The organism is Veillonella fallax (assembly GCF_020687175.1).
Taxonomy (GTDB): Bacteria; Bacillota; Negativicutes; order Veillonellales; family Veillonellaceae; genus Veillonella; species Veillonella fallax.
Genome location: NZ_JAJEQD010000005.1, coordinates 72,476 through 90,246, shown reverse-complemented (window position 1 = coordinate 90,246; position 17,771 = coordinate 72,476). Strand labels below are relative to the sequence as shown.

The 17,771-nt window shown below is 37.0% G+C and carries 13 protein-coding genes; all 13 read left to right on the top strand.

The annotated features are described in order from the left end of the window. Position 1: 1 nt before the first annotated feature. The 13 genes from rseP to lepA all read left to right on the top strand — a co-directional run bounded on the left by rseP (position 2) and on the right by lepA (position 17,768). Positions 2-1,018, top strand: coding sequence for an RIP metalloprotease RseP (gene rseP / locus LKD20_RS03585; protein WP_060924640.1), 1,017 nt, complete (start codon positions 2-4; stop codon positions 1,016-1,018). 18 nt (positions 1,019-1,036) lie between these two features. Continuing rightward, a complete protein-coding gene (ispG, locus tag LKD20_RS03580) occupies positions 1,037-2,122 on the top strand; it encodes a flavodoxin-dependent (E)-4-hydroxy-3-methylbut-2-enyl-diphosphate synthase (protein ID WP_005386720.1) in 1,086 nt (361 codons plus the stop codon). After that, positions 2,116-3,834: a proline--tRNA ligase gene (locus LKD20_RS03575; protein WP_105094336.1), complete on the top strand. Its 1,719-nt coding sequence runs from the start codon at positions 2,116-2,118 to the stop codon at positions 3,832-3,834. Before ispG ends, LKD20_RS03575 begins: the two co-directional genes overlap by 7 nt. A gap of 117 nt (positions 3,835-3,951) precedes the next feature. Continuing rightward, the gene (locus LKD20_RS03570; protein WP_105094337.1) at positions 3,952-4,779 is read left to right on the top strand and encodes a PHP domain-containing protein; all 828 of its coding nucleotides are present in this window, start codon (positions 3,952-3,954) and stop codon (positions 4,777-4,779) included. A 15-nt stretch (positions 4,780-4,794) separates the two neighbouring features. Next, positions 4,795-5,670, top strand: coding sequence for an Asp23/Gls24 family envelope stress response protein (locus LKD20_RS03565; RefSeq protein ID WP_060924637.1), 876 nt, complete (start codon positions 4,795-4,797; stop codon positions 5,668-5,670). Between the two features lie 8 nt (positions 5,671-5,678). Then, positions 5,679-6,995, top strand: a complete 1,317-nt coding sequence (gene miaB / locus LKD20_RS03560; RefSeq protein ID WP_060924636.1) for a tRNA (N6-isopentenyl adenosine(37)-C2)-methylthiotransferase MiaB — start codon at positions 5,679-5,681, stop codon at positions 6,993-6,995. Between the two features lie 2 nt (positions 6,996-6,997). After that, the gene (gene mutS / locus LKD20_RS03555; RefSeq protein WP_227720937.1) at positions 6,998-9,631 is read left to right on the top strand and encodes a DNA mismatch repair protein MutS; all 2,634 of its coding nucleotides are present in this window, start codon (positions 6,998-7,000) and stop codon (positions 9,629-9,631) included. Further along, positions 9,631-11,694 (top strand): DNA mismatch repair endonuclease MutL, encoded by a 2,064-nt coding sequence (mutL, locus tag LKD20_RS03550; protein WP_105094340.1) that lies wholly within the window; start codon positions 9,631-9,633, stop codon positions 11,692-11,694. Before mutS ends, mutL begins: the two co-directional genes overlap by 1 nt. A 1-nt stretch (position 11,695) precedes the next feature. Continuing rightward, complete coding sequence (locus LKD20_RS03545; RefSeq protein WP_227720936.1) at positions 11,696-12,508, top strand: class I SAM-dependent methyltransferase; 813 nt, start codon at positions 11,696-11,698, stop codon at positions 12,506-12,508. Beyond that, the gene (gene miaA, locus LKD20_RS03540; protein WP_227720935.1) at positions 12,505-13,434 is read left to right on the top strand and encodes a tRNA (adenosine(37)-N6)-dimethylallyltransferase MiaA; all 930 of its coding nucleotides are present in this window, start codon (positions 12,505-12,507) and stop codon (positions 13,432-13,434) included. Before LKD20_RS03545 ends, miaA begins: the two co-directional genes overlap by 4 nt. Next, positions 13,431-14,669, top strand: a complete 1,239-nt coding sequence (locus tag LKD20_RS03535) for a methionine gamma-lyase family protein (protein WP_227720934.1) — start codon at positions 13,431-13,433, stop codon at positions 14,667-14,669. Before miaA ends, LKD20_RS03535 begins: the two co-directional genes overlap by 4 nt. 199 nt (positions 14,670-14,868) lie before the next feature. Next, positions 14,869-15,930, top strand: coding sequence for a tRNA 2-thiouridine(34) synthase MnmA (mnmA, locus tag LKD20_RS03530; RefSeq protein WP_119206401.1), 1,062 nt, complete (start codon positions 14,869-14,871; stop codon positions 15,928-15,930). Positions 15,931-15,968: 38 nt separating this feature from the next. Further along, the gene (lepA, locus tag LKD20_RS03525) at positions 15,969-17,768 is read left to right on the top strand and encodes a translation elongation factor 4 (protein WP_227720933.1); all 1,800 of its coding nucleotides are present in this window, start codon (positions 15,969-15,971) and stop codon (positions 17,766-17,768) included. Positions 17,769-17,771: the final 3 nt, after the last annotated feature.

Here is a 17,771-nt window from a genome sequence, read left to right as displayed (position 1 = left end):
TATGACAACGGCATTAGCCACAATATTTGTATTTGGTTTAATCGTGTTTATTCATGAATTAGGCCATTTCATTACAGCAAAAATGTCAGGTATGCAAGTAGACGAATTTGCCATTGGTTTTGGACCTGCCATATTCAAGGTTCAAAGAGGGGAAACTTTATACTCGATTCGTATCATTCCTCTTGGTGGATTTAATCGTATTGCAGGTATGACACCTGACGAGCCTCTTAATGAGCGTTCATTTTATACTAAACCTGCATGGAAGAAATTTATTGTTATTTCTGCAGGTGCTGTATTTAATTTTTTATTGGCCATAGTTTTATTCTTTGGTCTCAATGCAACAGTAGGTAATCTCACGTATACAAATGATCCTGTTATTGGTAATATCATCCCAGGTAGCGCTGCTGAACAGGCACATTTACAATCTAACGATAGAATTCTTACCATCGATGGTAAAAAAATCTCTACATGGGATGAAATCCGTCCTAGCCTACAAGGTACTGCCAATCATGGTGTTACTGTTGTAGTAGATAGAGAAGGGGAAACTGTAGAAACTACAGTGATTCCAAAAATGGAACAGGATAGTCCTAAAATTGGTATTTATCCTAGTTATACTCGAGAAACTTATAGTATTGGAGAATCTTTTAGTTTAGCCGTTACTCGCACAGGTCAAACAATTGTTGCTATGTTAAGTGGCTTATATGATATGATTCGAGGCACACAGGCAGCAGAGCTATCTGGCCCTGTAGGGATTTCACAAATGGCTGGTACTATTGCACAATCTGGCTTTGCGCCACTATTAAGTTTTGCAGCATTTTTAAGTATTAACTTAGGGGTTATTAATCTTTTGCCATTACCTGTATTAGATGGTGGTCATTTAATTATTATTTTGGCTGAAGCTATCACAGGTCGTAAGTTACCTGCTAAGGCACTTATGTATATTCAAATGGTTGGTGTTGCTTTGATGGTAGCATTATTCTTATATGTAACAACTCAGGATATATTCCGATTACTATAAGATAGATGGGAGATTACAATGATTGTACGTAAACCAACAAATGGTATCTATGTAGGTACAGTTAAAATAGGTGATTATGCACCGGTAAGCATTCAATCTATGATTACCACTGATCCGGTTCACACGGAAAAGGCTATTGCTGAAATAAATCGCTTAGCTGAGGCTGGTTGTGAATTAGTACGTGTTGCAGTACCTACAATGGCATCTGCAAAAGCTTTAAAAGCAGTTCGTGCTGGTATCGATATTCCTTTAATTGCTGATATTCATTTCGACTATAAATTAGCTTTAGAAGCTATTGAGAATAATGTAGATGGATTGCGTATTAACCCAGGAAATATTGGGGGCGAAGATAAGGTATTAGCTGTTATTGAAAAAGCTAAACCTAAACAAATTCCAATTCGTATAGGTGTCAATGCTGGTTCTTTACCTAAGCATATCCTGGATGCTCATGGCGGTCATCCTACAGCAGATGGTATGGTAGAGACTGCATTAGAACATGTGCGAATTCTCGAAAAGCTCGACTATCGCCAAATGAAATTATCCATTAAAGCAACGGAAGTTCCTTTAATGGTAGAAGCCTATCGTAAGTTATCCGATAAGATTCCTTATCCTTTACATTTAGGTGTTACTGAGGCTGGGACGATAAAACAAGGTACCATTAAGTCTGCTATGGGCATTGGTGCTTTATTATTAGACGGTATTGGTGATACATTACGGGTATCTTTAACGGGTGACCCAATACATGAAATAGAAGTAGGCCGAAGTATTTTAAGTAACTTGGGATTACGCAACTTTGGTGCTACAATGATTTCCTGCCCTACATGTGGCCGATGCCAAGTTAATCTGTTTGACATGGCGGGAATTGTAGAGGAGCGCTTAGCATCTATTAAAGCTCCGATTAAAGTTGCTGTTATGGGATGTGTTGTAAATGGGCCCGGTGAGGCTCGTGAAGCTGATTTTGGTATTGCTGGTGGTAATGGTCAAGGTATTGTTTTCCGAAAGGGTGAAGTTATCAAGACTGTACCAGAAGCTGAATTAGTAGATACATTATTTAGAGAAATTGATCAATATTTAGAAAGCTTAAATGAGGAGTCTTTATGTTAGCCACTAAATTATATGCACCTACATTGCGTGAGGTTCCATCTGACGCTGATGTAGTTAGCCAACAGCTTATGCTTCGCGCAGGTTTTATGCGCAAAACTGCAAATGGTTTATATAGCTTTTTGCCATTGGGGTGGAGAAGTATCAAAAAAATTGAAGCCATTGTACGTGAAGAAATGGATCGTGCTAGTGCTCAAGAAATCATGATGCCTATCTTACAACCTGCAGAAATTTGGAAAGAGTCTGGCCGTTGGAACGCATATGGCGCAGAAATGATGCGTATTAATGATCGTCATGATAATGAATTCTGCTTGGGGCCAACTCATGAAGAGATGATTACAACTCTTGTAAAAAATGAGATTAACTCCTATCGTCAATTACCAGTAAATTTATATCAAATCCAAAGTAAATTCCGTGATGAACGTCGTCCACGTTATGGTTTGATGCGTAGTCGCGAATTTATTATGAAAGATGCATATTCTTTTGATGTAGATGAAGCTGGTTTAGACGAATCTTATAAATCTATGTATGATGCATATACACGTATTTTTACGCGTTGTGGGCTTACATTCCGTCCTGTAGAAGCTGATAGTGGTGCCATCGGTGGTAGTGGAACACATGAATTTATGGCAATTGCTGAAGCTGGTGAAGCTGATATTGTATATTGCACAAAATGTGACTATGCTGCAAACATTGAAATTGGTAAACCTGGTATTATGAAACAGGAAGAAGAAGCACTACAAGAGTTATCCGTTGTGGACACTCCAAATGCAAGTACTATTGAAGCTGTGGCGGAAATGTTGAACTTACCACTACATAAAACTATTAAAGCTGTAGTTTTCTCCATTGATGGTAAAGTGGTATTAGCAATTGTTCGTGGTGATCATGAAGTCAATGAAGTGGCAGTACAACATGCAGTTTTGGGTTCTGTAGAACCTGAAATGGCTACACCTGAAGAATTAGAAAAAGTTGGCTTAACAGCTGGCTTCATTAGTCCAGTAGGATTAAAACAAACAGAGGAGTTTGCTATTGTTGTGGATGAATCTGTTATGGAATCTTACAATGTTTGTGGCGGTGCCAATAAAAAAGATGCGCACTATGTTAATATCAACCCTAAACGTGACTTTAATGTAGAAGATATTATTGTTGCACCAATTCGTTTAATTACAGATGACGATGTTTGCCCAACTTGTGGTGGTGCATTAGAACATGCTAAAGGTATTGAAGTTGGTCAAGTATTTAAATTAGGCACAAAATATTCTGAAGCATTACAAGCTACATTCTTAGACCAAAACGGTCGTCCTAATCCAATGATTATGGGCTGTTATGGCATTGGTGTATCTCGTACATTAGCTGCAGCTATTGAGCAATACCACGATGAAAATGGTATTATTTGGCCTCGTTCTATTGCACCATTTGAAGCTGTTATCGTACCGATTAATGCTAAAGACGAAGCATTGATGTCTACAAGTCAAACCATTTATACTGCATTACAAACTGCAGGTGTAGATGTGTTACTTGATGACCGCAAAGATCGCGCTGGTGTAAAATTTAAGGATGCTGATTTAATTGGTTATCCACTTCGTATTACAGTAAGTAAAAATACACTTGAAAATAATGAAGTAGAAATTCAAATTCGTAAGTCTGGAGAAGCCATTACATGTGCTATTGATTCTGTAGCAACTAAGGTTACTGAATTGCTTCAAGATTTATAATTAAATTGCGATTCTAGTGAATACTCATTAGGGTCGCAATTTTTCTTTCTAAACTTGAATTAATAGACTAAATCGGTCATAATTAAAAGATAGGATATTTGTAATGGGAGGTGCTCTATGCTTGTAGATTTTCACATGCATTCTGTTTATTCCGATGGTATTAAAACTCCAAAGGAATTATTGCGTCATGCCTTAGATTGCAATGTATCTATGATGGCTTTAACTGATCATGATGAAATTGATGGAATTAAAGCATTGCGTACCGCACAACTAGAATTAGATCCTAATGAAACGATTAAAATTATAAACGGCTGTGAATTTAGTGCTGATTATAAAGATAAGTCTATCCACATTTTAGGATATTGTTTTGATGAAAATAATGAAGAGTTAAATGATTTTATTACGTTCTTCAAAAGAAAACGTGAAGAACGTATTGATGAAATTATAAGACGCTGTAATATCGAAGGTTATTATATTACAAAAGAAGATTTAATCAAACAATTTCCTGATACTAAAGCTTATGGACGTCCACATATAGGTACACTTTTAATCAATGGTGGATATGCTAAGGATGTTAATGAAGTCTTTAGAGGGATCCTTCGTAAGGATAGTCCTTGCTATGTGCCTAAGGTTAAGGTTGAGGTTCCATATATTATTGATATTATTCATAAAGCTGGAGGCCTTGCCGTTATGGCTCATCCTAAATTAGTATCTAGTGATGAGTATGTAGTAGAAATGTTAGCTTATGATTTTGATGGTATGGAGGTTTACCATACTAAACATAACGCGGATGATGTGAAACGATATAAAGCATTAGCTACAGAACATAACTTGTTTATTACAGGTGGTTCTGATTATCATGGTATTCCAGGAAAGGCACCAGATAAATTTGGAGACTACTTGGTATCATCTGAGAATGTATCAGAATTTATTAGTTTGTTATAAATAATGAGGTTGACTATGGAAGTCATTGCATTTGTAGGTAGTAGTGGCACTGGTAAAAGCCATCGTGCGCTCGTAGTTGCTCATGAAAACAATATTGAATGTATTATCGATGATGGCATTTTAATTCACGATAATAAGATTGTAGCTGGTTTTTCTGCTAAGAAGGAATCTAGCCGATTAAAAGCTGTTCGTCGTGCTATTTTCCAAGATGAAGTGCAAGTAAAATCAGTACGTGAGCAATTAGATAAAATCAATCCTAATAAACTTATGATTATTGGTACATCCGATAATATGGTTAAGAAAATTACTAAAGCATTAGGCTTGCAAGATCCTGATCGGTATATTCGCATTGAGGACGTTGCTACACCTAAAGAAATTGAAAAGGCACAACATGCTCGTCTAAAAGAAGGTAAACATATTATTCCAGTTCCAACGATGGAATTGAAACCTCACTTTAGAGGGTACTTAATTGATCCAATCAAAACTATGTGGCGTCGACGTACATTAAAAAAACAAGACCAAGATACATTGGGGCAAATTGGGTCAGAAGGCTTTGAACGTTCTGTAGTACGCCCTGCTTTCAGCTATTATGGACGACTCACCTTTGATGATGATGTAATTATTAAATTGATTCGCAATGGCCTTAAAAAAGTAGCTGGTGTTGACGAGTCTAGTGTTATTTCTTTCAAAAAAGGTGATAAAGGCCAAAATGGTCTCGTTGTTGATATGGCTGTTGTTATTGAACATGGTTATCCTGTAAAAACATTGATGCAGCAAGTACAAAAATCTGTACGTAATGAGATTGAATACATTACAGGCATGTCTATAGAACGGATGTCCATAAAAGTTAAAAATATTATAGAAACAAAACGTAAGATTGTTAAAGTATAGGAGTTAGAATGAAGTCTTATTATATTTACACCTATGGTTGTCAAATGAATACTGCTGATTCTGAGCGCTTATCGCATCAGTTAGAATCTGTTGGCTATACACCTACAGAGGACGTAGAAACTGCAGATTTAATATTATTAAATACTTGTGCAGTACGTGAGAATGCAGAAACAAAAGTCTATGGCCGCATAGGTGAGCTAATGAGACTGAAGAGAAAAAATAAAAACTTAATTCTTGCTGTTACAGGATGCATGGCACAGAAGAATCAAGCAGAAATGTTTAAGCGCGCTCCCCATATTGATATTGTCTTAGGTACTCATAATATTCAACATATTAATGAAATGATTGAAGAGGTACAACGAGGTCATACACACCAAATCAATGTAGATATGGATAATTCCGTGTTACCTGAATTGGAAGCAAAACCTAATGGTACCTTTTATGCATGGGTACCTATTATGAATGGGTGCAATAAGTTCTGTACGTACTGCATCGTTCCTCACGTTCGTGGTAGAGAAATTAGTCGTCCTGTAGAGGCCATCGTAAAAGAGGTAACCGAACTAGGGGCAAAAGGGTTTAAAGAGATTACTTTGTTGGGGCAAAATGTAAACTCTTATGGCTTAGATTTTAAAGATGGTACTGATTTTGGTACATTAGTGGACGCTCTTGATGGTATTCCAGGTATTGAACGTATTCGTTATATGACAAGTCATCCTCAAGATATGACTAAATCTATGATAGATGCCCTTGGTCGATCTTCTAATATTGTTACTCATTTACATTTACCGATTCAATCTGGTTCAGACCGTATTTTGAAGAAGATGAACCGTCATTATACGGTGGAGCATTATAAAGAATTACTCTCTTACTGTCGTGAGAAAATTAAAGATGTAGTAGTTACTACAGATATTATCGTAGGTTTCCCGGGTGAAACAGAGGAAGATTTCCAAGCTACACTACAATTATTAAAAGATGTACGTTATGATATGGCGTATACCTTTATTTATTCCAAACGTTCTGGAACGCCAGCAGCGACTATGGATGATCAAGTACCAGAAGAGGTTAAACGCGTACGTTTACAAACATTGATGGATGTGCAAAATGAAATCTCTTATGAATTAAATAAACCTATGGAAGGGCAAGTGTTTGATATTATTGTAGAGGGGCCAAGTCCTCGTGATGAAGATATGTGGTTTGGTCGCACATCAGGAAATAAAATGGTATTATTCCCGAAAGACGATTCTTTATCAATTGGCGAAACTGTACCTGCATATATTGATAAAGCACAAACTTGGGTTTGCTACGGTACAATACAAAAGGGGTAAGTATGGCAAAAAAGCAAACACCTATGATGGAGCAGTATTTAGATATTAAATCTAGATATTCTGAAGAATTACTGTTCTTTCGTTTAGGTGACTTTTATGAATTATTTAATGATGATGCATTAATTGCATCTCGTGAACTTAATATAACCTTAACCGGTCGCCCAACAGGAGATGAGGAACGCACACCAATGTGTGGCGTTCCTTTTCATGCTGCTGAAAGTTATATAGAAACATTGGTAAAAAAAGGTTATAAAGTTGCTATTTGTGAACAATTAGAAGATCCTAAAGCAGTTAAGGGTATTGTTAAGCGTGACGTTATTAAGGTTATTACACCGGGAACTGTAATGACTGAAAATGGTAATGATGCACGGTCAAACAATTTTTTATCGTTATTTTATATGGTAAAAGATGCATGGATACTCGTATTTTCAGATGTATCTACTGGGGAAGTTATTTGGCATCGTATTACTGATTGTGAAAAACGAAGTGATATGTTTGATGCACTCAGTATGTATCGTCCAAGTGAAATTATATTGCCTGAAGGAACTGTATTACCGCAAGATATAAAAGACTTTATGGATAATCAATTCAGCAATATTGTATTGTCTCCATTTAGTACATATCATACACAACGAGAGGTAGCGGAAAAAGCAGTTACTCACTTTGGTGATTTAGGCCTTATGGAAGAGGATGTATGGGAAGCATTAGGGTATATGCTTTTATATTTAGAGGATATTATTAAGACTGAAATTTCCCATATTAACTATGTACATCAATTGAGTGTAGGTAATCGTCTAATCTTAGATACATCTTCCTTACGTCATCTTGAAATTACCCATAATTTACGTGATGGCGGTCAAAAAGGTACATTACTCGATGTACTTGATCGAACATTGACACCAATGGGGGCGCGCCTATTAAAACAATGGCTTGAAAGTCCGTTGACTGATGTAAATCAAATTCAACGTAGACAAGCTGCCGTAGCAGAACTTATTACACGCGGTGCTGAACGGACTCATATGCGTAGCTTATTAGATTGTATTTATGATTTTGAGCGCATCGTAGGTCGTGTAGAAACAGGTTCTGTGTCACCTAGAGATTTAACGGCTCTTCGTGAATCTCTAGCAGTATTGCCAGATATTAAAAATGTATTAGGTACATGCTCAAGTTTAGCATTAACATCTATTAATGACCGCATCCAAGATCATAAAGACATTTATGATTTATTATGTCTTGCTATTGCTGACCAACCAGCATTGACATTAAAAGAAGGCCGAGTTATTAAAGATGGTTTCAATCCAGATTTAGATGAACTACGTTCTTTAGCTACTAATAGTGAGCAATGGCTAGCTAAGATGGAAGCTGATATTAAAGAGGCTACTGGTTTATCTAAAATTAAAACTGGTTATAATAAGGTATTTGGATATTACTTTGAAGTATCCCATAGTAAATCTGAACAAGTACCTGATTACTTTATTCGAAAACAAACTTTAGCTAATGCAGAGCGTTATATTACGCCTGAGTTAAAGGAATTTGAAATCAAAATTCTTAGCGCTAAAGACAAGATAATCGCTTTAGAGCATGAATTATATCAACAATTACGAAATGATATAAAACTTGTTATTAAAGATGTACAAGAAACAGCTCGTGCTCTTGCTGAGCTTGATGTATTGTGTTCTTTGGCACTAGTAGGTTACGAAGAAAATTATATTTGCCCTACCATCGTAATGAATGGCCAAATCAATATTCGAGATGGTCGTCATCCTGTAATTGAAAAATTCTTGAAGCGTGAAGTTTTTGTACCAAATGATATCGTTTTAAATCATGATGATGAGGAATTCTTGCTCATTACAGGTCCTAATATGGCCGGTAAATCAACATATATGCGTCAAGCTGCTATTTTGATGATTATGGCTCAAATAGGCTCCTTTATTCCTGCCCGTGAAGCATCTATTTCTCCAGTGGATCGCATCTTTACCCGTGTAGGTGCTAGTGATGATATTTCTACTGGTCAAAGTACGTTCATGGTAGAAATGAAAGAGGTAGCCTATATTTTAGAGAATGCTACACATAACAGCTTAATCATCTTAGATGAAATTGGTCGTGGCACTAGTACATTTGATGGTTTAAGTATCGCTCAAGCTGTAGTTGAGCATATTTGTAAGCATATTCACGGCAAGACATTATTTGCTACCCATTACCATGAGCTAATTAGTTTAGAAGAAAGCTATAGTAAATTAAAGAATTACACTGTAGCTGTAAAAGAAAAAGGTAAGGATGTTGCATTCTTGCGCCGCATCATCAGAGGTGGCGCAGATCGAAGCTATGGTATTCATGTAGCGAGATTGGCAGGATTGCCAAATTCTGTGTTAAAACGTGCAGAGGTAATTTTGGAATCTTTGGAAGACCAAAGTCATGATGCTAGTGATTTAAATAATCGTGTTATGGGAGCTCAACTTAATAATGTCGTGAAGCCAGTTACTAAACAAGTGAGTGATTCTTCACTAGGTAACTTATTTACTCATTCTGTAGTCGATAGCTTACTCGAAGTGGATGTAATGAGTATGACACCGATTGAAGCATTAAATAAATTATATGAACTACAAGAGGAGGCTCGTAAAGGAGGCGGGAAATAATGGCAACCATTCATGTATTGGATGAAACCACAATCAATAAGATAGCTGCTGGTGAAGTTGTGGAACGTCCCGCATCAGTTATTAAAGAGCTCATTGAAAACTCCATTGATGCGTCCGCCACTAATATTGAGGTTGAAATCGGCGATGGCGGTGTAGCTTACATGAGGATTACCGATAATGGTATCGGTATGACAGAGGAAGATGCACGCCTGGCAATTTTGCGTCATGCTACCTCTAAAATACAACAGGTAGAGGATTTATTTGATATAGCATCCCTCGGCTTTCGTGGGGAGGCTTTGGCTAGTATTGCCTCGGTGTCTCATTTTTCTTTGACTACACGTAAAGCTGACTCTGATTTGGGCACTCGTATTACCGTAGATGGTGGTACTTTCACCGATTGTATTCCTTATGGTGCGGCACCTGGTACGACAATTGAAATTAAAGATTTGTTTTATAATACGCCAGCACGTCGCAAATTCTTGAAAACAGAGCGTACCGAATCTTCTAAAATTCAAGATATTGTAGGCAAACTGGCCCTTAGTAACCCACATATTTCTTTTAAACTCATCGTAGATGACCGTGTGGCTATTATTACGCCTGGAAACGGCAATATTGGTGATACGGTAGCCGCATTATATGGCTATAAAACGAAAGATGATATTTTCACTGTTGCTTATGAAAGTGACTCTATTTATATCGATGGTGTAGTGAGTAAACCAACACTTCTTAAAAGTACAAGAATTTGGCAAACTATTATCGTTAATAACCGTGTTATTTCCGATAAAACAATAATGAAGGCTATCGATAATGCTTACCATGCATTATTACCTAAAAACGGTCATCCTTTAGTGGTACTTAATATTACTGTACCTGCTGGTATGGTTGATATTAACGTTCATCCACGAAAGAGTGAAGTAAAATTCTCAGATGATAAGATAATATTTAAAGCTGTTTATCATGGTATTTTAAACGCCTTAAATAATCCTCTCCATGAGCGATACGAACGAGAATCATCTTCTTATATAAATGGCACAATTAATAATGGAGCTGATTTCCGCAATAACGAAACCAATAGTAATGACGTAAATACTAACAGGAATGCTACAGTTACTAATTCTAGTTCTTATGGTAGTTTATCTCATCATGGCAATAGTACATATGATTCGTATAGAATACCTTCTGTTGTACAAGATGAGATACAGTCTGCTGAGCATATAGCTACTGCGGTAGATTATGACAAAGTATTTGGTAGTCGCCGTACTAAAGGATACGAAGTCATGCGCGGTGAGACTACACAGTTTGTAGAGAGTCTTAAAACTAAGGGTTTTACACCACCTCCGCCAAAGGCTACTTATGAACAGTCGTCCTTTACAGACGAAAGCTTCGATGCTGTTCCTACTGAATATACTAGTTATACGAAGGAAGACGTTGATAAATTTAAGTCTTTAGCTCAAGATATTCGTAAAGAAAATACAGAGGAGCGTACTATTCAAAATTCTGGATTCTTACCTATGGGGCAAGTCGCTTCTTGTTATATTTTGGCTAAAAAGGGTGATGATCTCTACATAATAGACCAACACGCAGCTCATGAACGTGTACGTTATGATAAACTTTGTAAGTCTTCTGAATCCATTCCTATGCAATCTATTCTGGTGCCTCAATATAGTGAGGCTACAGATGATGAAATGAATTTGGTAGAGGAAGAGCGTGAAACCTTACTAGATCTTGGGTTTGATGTAGAGTTAGGTGGTCCTACGAAAATTAAATTGGTAGGGGCTCCTGTAGATTTAGTAGAGTCAAAGGCTTTTGAAATTCTCCAATATGTATTTTCTTACTTACACGAACACCAACAGCCTACCAAGGCTCAGTTACGTCATGAAATGCTAGCGTATGCATCTTGTAGAGGAGCCATTAAGGCAGGTCATAATTTAAATATGTATCAAATGACTACCTTAATTGAGGATCTCTTTAGTACAGAGAAACCGTACGTATGCCCTCATGGTCGTCCAACGATAATCAAGTTTACACCTGATGAATTAGGTAAATTATTCTTACGGTCTTAATATGAATATACTAACGACATCTCAAAAATCTAATGAGGCCATTCAGGAGGAAGCCAAAGCACTGGCTTCCTCTATGCATATGACATATATTAAACGAGGTAAAACATCGATACCAGCCTTATTCGGTAAGTATCAATGCGAATATATTGCGGTTCTTGCTGGTTCTGGATTAACGATTCATTTTCCAGAAAATCAACAACATACCTTTCATTTGTCTATGGCTCAATTACGTATATTGCGTTTACAACGCGGTGAAGGCGATCATCTAATTAATGCGGTACAAGTCATATTAGATAAAAAAGGATTATCTAATAGAGATAAATTTACATTTTTAGACTGTACAATTGGTCTTGGTAGTGACAGTATTGTAGTGAGTTATGGTTACCCACAGGCTCAAATAACTGGTCTAGAAGGGTCTTTACCTATATGGCTTGCCACTAGTCATGGTTTAGCTCATTATATTCATAGTGACGATAGTGTAACGAATGTATTGCGACGTATTAAAGTAAATCATGATACCTTTGAGCACTATTTACCAAACCTACCTGACAATAGTATTGATATTATTTATTTTGATCCTATGTTTGAGGTGCCTGTAGAGGAAAGTCCACAATTTAAACCACTTCGGGGGCATACTGTAGAAAGTCATATTGATGATATAATTATGTCCCAAGCTATGCGCGTTTCTAGGTATGGTATTATTATTAAAGAACGACCATTTAGTTCGGTCTTTCAGAAGTATCCACCTCACCAATGGGTGGGTGGAAAGTATAGCCGCATAGGCTATGGTGTATATATGAAGGAGTTATTGTGAATCCCTTAATTACCATCGTTGGACCAACGGCGGTGGGCAAAACTGATTTAACCTTGGAATTAGCGGAACAACTCTATGCTGAGGTTATTTCTGGTGATGCTTACCAAGTGTATAAACAACTCAATATTGGTACTGCGAAACCTTCTATGGATGAACTTAAGCGTGTGAAACATCATCTCATCGATATACTAGAACCAAATGATTCATATTCGGTATCTATTTTCCAAGACCAGGCGAAAGAGATTATCACTAGATTAAATGATAGAAATATTATTCCTATTTTATCTGGTGGTACAGGACTGTATGTTCAATCATTATTGGAAAACTATAACTTTAATGATGTTAAACCTGATGAAAGTTTGCGAATAGAACTTGATGAGCTATATAATACTAAAGGTATTGAAGGCTTGAGAGAATATGCTTTCACATTGGGAAAAGAGCATAACATAGAAATTCAATATAGCGATAAACATCGTTTATATCGAGCTATTGAGATATTGCATCATGGTAATGTAGATTCGTTACGAAATCAGACAAAAGATGGTTTATCCTATAAAGGACCTATCATCGGTCTCATGAGAGATCGTGATAAATTATATGAACGCATTAATCTACGCGTTGATATGATGTTTGATGCAGGTTTGATTGAAGAAGTAGAACAACTCATTAAGTCTGGAGTAAATCCAGATTGCCAAGCTTTAAAGGGGATTGGTTATAAAGAGGTTGTAGAATATATGAATGGTAGTATTAGCCTCGATGAATGCCGCGATTTAATTAAGAAGAATACTCGTCATTTTGCAAAACGCCAAATCACTTGGTATAAACGAATGCCATACATTGAATGGATACATATTGATAGCAATACATCTAAAGATTTTATATTTAATAAAGCTATGGATTTAATCCGTAGAGAAGGATTAGCATGACATTAGAAGAAATACGCAGTAAAGCCCTTGATATGGCTGAACCAGAATTTAAGAAATTTGAACCTATTGCATTAGCCAATACTAAAAAGGTGTTAGAAGCCTTTAAAGTATTCCAAGTATCTGATTATCATTTTACTGGTACAACTGGTTATGGTTATAACGATGTAGGGCGTGAAAAATTAGACGAAGTATTTGCCTATGTATTTAAAGGTGAAAAGGCTATCGTTCGACCTCACTTCGTATCTGGTACACATGCGTTAGCAACTACATTAATTTCTTTGATGGGAAATGGGTCTAAAGGTACGGAGTTTATCTATGCAGTAGGGGCTCCTTACGATACGATGCAATCCGTAATTGGTGCTGCTCGTGAAGTACGTGGTTCTTTAGTAGAAAAAGGCTTTACTTATACTGAGGTACCATTGAAAGATAATACCTATGATGTTGAAGCTATTGCTAACGCCGTTAATGATAATACGCGGGTAGTGGTCATTCAACGTTCTCGTGGATATAGCACACGTGAACCATTATCCATTGCTGATATTAAGATCATTGTAGAGGCTGTAAAAGCTAAAAATCCTAATACCATTTGTTTCGTAGATAATTGCTATGGTGAATTTACAGAGCTGCAAGAACCATTAGAAGCTGGTGCTGATATCATGGCGGGCTCTCTCATTAAAAATGCAGGTGGCGGTTTGGCACCAACAGGTGGTTATATTGTTGGTAGAGAAGACCTTGTAGAAGATGCAGCATATCAACTAACTGCTCCAGGACTTGGCGATCATATGGGCTCCTATGCTCCTGGTTATCGCTTGTTCTTCCAAGGGTTATTTATGGCACCTCACGTAGTATTACAAGCTCTTAAAGGTGCCGTATATACAGCGGCAGTTGGCGAACTCTTAGGGTATGAAGTATTTCCTAAAGTAGATGCTGATCGCTATGATTTAATCCAAGCAATCAATCTAAAAAATGGAGAAGAAATGGAGCACTTCTGTGTAGGTATGCAAGCATATTCCCCTGTAGATGCTCACGTACATCCAATTCCTGGTGATATGCCTGGGTACGAAGATAAAATCATCATGGCCGGTGGTACCTTTGTACAAGGCTCTTCTATTGAACTAAGTGCAGATGGTCCTGTTCGTCCTCCGTATACGATTTTCATGCAAGGTGGACTTGTATTTGAACATTCTATGCTAGGTATTTTAGGTGCTGCAGAAGAATTACTAAAACATAGATAATAATTAGAATCTCTTTCTTTTGATGAAAGGGATTCTTTTTATTTCAATTCTTTTCAATGTACCTAATTCTAGGCTATAATATAAGTTGCTATAATTTCATAGCAATACTACTCGGACTTTTACACCGAACTAGTGTTTTACACGTCAGGCTTTCACCCTGATTAGTTTTATGATCAAGAGATCATTAAAAGGAGAAAGTATGGAAAAAGTTATCGCTGTAGCTATGAGTGGCGGCGTAGATAGTTCTTTAACTGCTGCAATGTTACTAAAACAAGGCTATAAAGTATTTGGTATTACCCTATGGTTGTGGGTGAGTGGTACACCTTATGATTCAGTGCCTCTCGCTGTAACAGATGCTAAGAAGATGTGTGATTTTCTTGGTATTGAGCATCATGTTATTGATGCTCGTGATGTATTCTACGATAATGTAGTAGATTACTTCGTAAAAGAATATGCCTATGGTCGTACACCAAATCCTTGTGTATTCTGTAATAAAAATATCAAATTTGATTTGATGCTCAATCGAGCCCTTGAACTTGGTGCCACACATATGGTTACTGGCCATTATGCACAGGTTAATTATAATGAAGAAACTGGTTTATATGAATTACATAAAGGCGTTGATCCTACTAAAGACCAAAGTTATGTTATGTATAATATGAACCAACGCATTTTGAGTCACCTTATGTTCCCACTAGGTGGCCAATGTAAGACTGAAACACGTAAATTAGCTGCTGAATATGATTTGCCAGTAGCTAAAAAACCAGATAGTGTTGATATTTGCTTCTTGCCTCATGGGAACTATCAAAAGCTTGTAGTAGAAGAAATGAAAGATAAACCAAAGTCTGGTAATATCGTTACTGAAGATGGTGAGGTATTAGGTAAACACAATGGTTTATTTAACTACACTATAGGCCAACGTAAGGGCCTTGGAATTGCATATAAGCATCCATTATATGTAATTGGTTTTAATGGTGAACGCAATGAAGTCATTGTAGGTCCTAATGATCGACTTTTTACGAATCGTATGATTTGTAAGTTCTATAATTTCCTGGATGATACAATTCATAAAGAATTAAAAGCAGAAGGTAAAATTCGCTATGCAGCAAATCCTTCACCTTGTACTGCACGTATCTTAGATGATGATACGATGGAAGTTATCTTCGAAGAACCACAACGGGCTATTACACCAGGTCAGTCCGTAGCCTTTTATAATGGCACTCAACTATTAGGAGGTGCTGTTATCGATCGCGTATGTTAGAAAGGAGAATACAAGTTCCTTGAACTTGTTTACATAGTATGTCAACAAAAAAGATTAGAAACTTCTGTATTATAGCTCATATTGACCATGGTAAATCTACCATCGCCGACAGATTAATTGAATATACTGGCACATTACAAAAACGAGAAATGGAAGCGCAAGTCCTAGACTCCATGGATTTGGAACGAGAACGTGGTATTACTATTAAGGCGCAATCTGTTCGAATTTTGTATAAAGTACAAGATGGAGAAGAGTATACTTTAAACCTTATCGATACTCCTGGCCATGTGGATTTCAGCTATGAAGTATCTCGTTCTCTTGCAGCTTGTGAAGGTGCATTACTAGTAGTAGATGCTGCACAAGGTGTAGAGGCTCAAACGTTGGCGAATGTATATCTCGCTTTAGAACATGATCTTGAAATTATTCCTGTTATCAATAAAATAGATTTGCCTTCTGCCGATCCTGATCGGGTTAAACATGAAATTGAAGATATCATTGGTTTAGACGCATCAGAAGCAGTATTATGTTCTGCTAAATCTGGCATTGGCATTCCAGATATTTTAGAAGCCATTGTAAATAAGGTGCCTGCACCACCAGATAAATCTGATGAACCAACAAGAGCATTGATTTTTGATAGCCGCTTTGATGCTTATAAAGGTGCTATTGCTTATGTGCGCGTAAAAGAAGGTACTATTAAAACAAAAGACACAATCCGTATGATGCATGATAATAAGGATTTTGATGTAACAGAGCTTGGTATCTTTACACCAAATCTTGTACCTGTTCAGGAATTACCATGTGGCTCTGTAGGTTGTATTGCTGCTAGCATTAAGAATGTAGCTGATTGTCACGTAGGTGATACCGTAACATTAGCTAATAATCCTGCACCAGAACCATTACCTGGCTATCGTAAAGCTGTATCTATGGTATATTGTGGCTTGTATCCAACAGATTCAAAGGACTATGAAAATCTTCGGGATGCACTTGAAAAGTTACAACTTAATGATGCTGCTCTAGAATATGAAGCTGAAACATCGTTAGCCTTGGGCTTTGGTTTCCGTTGTGGTTTCCTCGGTTTGTTACACATGGATGTAATTCAAGAACGGTTAGAACGTGAATACAACTTATCCCTTATTACAACTGCTCCATCTGTAAACTATAAGGTTTACAAGACAAATGGGGAAATGCTCGAAGTGGATAATCCTGCTAAATTACCACCACCAACCGAAATCGACTACATTGAAGAACCTTATGTAAAGGCGACTACTATTGTGCCTAAAGATTTTGTTGGTACTATTATGGAATTATCTCAAGATAAACGTGGTGAATATCAATCCATGGAATACTTGGATGAAACACGTGTATCCGTTGTGTATCACTTGCCTTTGAGTGAAATTATTTACGATTATTTTGATAAATTAAAATCTGCTACAAAGGGGTATGCATCTCTTGACTATGAATTGATTGGCTATAAACAATCTCCAATGGTTAAGATGGATATTCTCTTAAATGGTGATCCTGTGGATGCTTTGTCCATTATTGTACACAAGGATCGAGCTGCTACACGAGGACGTGCATTAGCGGAAAAATTAAAAGAATTAATTCCTCGTCAAATGTTTGAAATTCCTATTCAAGCAGCAGTAGGTACGAAGATTGTAGCTCGTGAAACTGTAAAAGCTTGGCGTAAAGATGTTTTGGCTAAATGTTATGGTGGCGATATTTCTCGTAAGCGTAAATTGCTAGAAAAACAAAAAGCCGGTAAGAAACGCATGAAGTCTGTAGGATCTGTAGAGATTCCACAAGAAGCATTCATGGCTATTCTCAAGGTTGAGGACTAATAT

Excerpts from the sequence above, each read along its gene's own strand:
- mutL (WP_105094340.1), top strand. The coding sequence starts at position 9,631 with ATGGCAACCATTCATGTATTGGATGAAACCACAATCAATAAGATAGCT.
- ispG (WP_005386720.1), top strand. The coding sequence starts at position 1,037 with ATGATTGTACGTAAACCAACAAATGGTATCTATGTAGGTACAGTTAAA.
- LKD20_RS03565 (WP_060924637.1), top strand. The coding sequence starts at position 4,795 with ATGGAAGTCATTGCATTTGTAGGTAGTAGTGGCACTGGTAAAAGCCAT.
- miaB (WP_060924636.1), top strand. The coding sequence starts at position 5,679 with ATGAAGTCTTATTATATTTACACCTATGGTTGTCAAATGAATACTGCT.
- LKD20_RS03575 (WP_105094336.1), top strand. The coding sequence starts at position 2,116 with ATGTTAGCCACTAAATTATATGCACCTACATTGCGTGAGGTTCCATCT.
- mnmA (WP_119206401.1), top strand. The coding sequence starts at position 14,869 with ATGGAAAAAGTTATCGCTGTAGCTATGAGTGGCGGCGTAGATAGTTCT.
- LKD20_RS03535 (WP_227720934.1), top strand. The coding sequence starts at position 13,431 with ATGACATTAGAAGAAATACGCAGTAAAGCCCTTGATATGGCTGAACCA.
- mutS (WP_227720937.1), top strand. The coding sequence starts at position 6,998 with ATGGCAAAAAAGCAAACACCTATGATGGAGCAGTATTTAGATATTAAA.
- LKD20_RS03545 (WP_227720936.1), top strand. The coding sequence starts at position 11,696 with ATGAATATACTAACGACATCTCAAAAATCTAATGAGGCCATTCAGGAG.
- rseP (WP_060924640.1), top strand. The coding sequence starts at position 2 with ATGACAACGGCATTAGCCACAATATTTGTATTTGGTTTAATCGTGTTT.
- lepA (WP_227720933.1), top strand. The coding sequence starts at position 15,969 with ATGTCAACAAAAAAGATTAGAAACTTCTGTATTATAGCTCATATTGAC.
- LKD20_RS03570 (WP_105094337.1), top strand. The coding sequence starts at position 3,952 with ATGCTTGTAGATTTTCACATGCATTCTGTTTATTCCGATGGTATTAAA.